This window comes from Microvirga aerilata (genome assembly GCF_016743775.1).
GTDB classification, from domain to species: Bacteria; Pseudomonadota; Alphaproteobacteria; order Rhizobiales; family Beijerinckiaceae; genus Microvirga; species Microvirga aerilata.
This window is the reverse complement of sequence record NZ_JAEQMY010000350.1, coordinates 1-726: the sequence shown is the minus strand read 5'-3', so window position 1 is coordinate 726 and position 726 is coordinate 1. Positions and strand designations below refer to the sequence as shown.

General features: G+C 61.3%; 1 pseudogene. It reads right to left on the bottom strand.

The annotated features are described in order from the left end of the window. A pseudogene (locus JKG68_RS34130) lies at positions 1-680 on the bottom strand (IS3 family transposase); the annotation flags it as partial. Positions 681-726 lie beyond the last annotated feature (46 nt).

The following is a 726-nucleotide window of genomic DNA, read 5'->3' as shown; positions in this document are numbered from 1 at the left end:
CCATTTCTGGTTCGGACGGTCCGCCGAGAAGTCCTGCTCGATCAGGTTGGGAGCGACCGGAAAGGCATGATGGCTGTCAGTGGTGCGTTTGAAGCGACGTTTCTGCCGGGCCTTGAGCCCATTCTCGCGCATCAGTCGAGCCGTCCGACGGCGCCCGATTGGGAGGCCCTGATCCTGGAGTTCGCGCGTCATCCGTGGGCTGCCATAGGTGCCCTTCGACTCTCTAAAGGCGGATCGGACATGGGCGAGCAGCACCAGATCGTCGCGCTGACGCTGGCAGGCCGGACGACTTCGCCAGGCAAAGTACCCGCTCTGGCTCACCTCAAGAACTTGGCACAGGCGCTGGATGGGGAATTCCGCTTTCGCCGCATCGATGAACGTGAACCTCATCGACTTCCCTCCTTGACGAAAAAAGCGGTGGCCTTCTTGAGGATGTCGCGCTCTTGGCGCAGCACCTCGTTCTCGCGACGGAGGCGCTTGAGCTCGTCCATAACGTCCTCATTGGGCGGGGTGGCCGACGAGGGCCGTGTGTCCTGGTGCTCCGCCATCCAGCGCGCGAGTGTTGAACGGTTCACCCCTAGATCGTCAGCGATCGCGCGTTGGGAGCGCCCACTCGTCAAAACGAGGCGGACGGCCTCATCCTGAAACTCTCTCGTAAAACGGGTCTTCGGCATGGAGATCCTCCTGCTTCATACAGAGCTCTCCACTTTCTCGATGCAAGTCCAG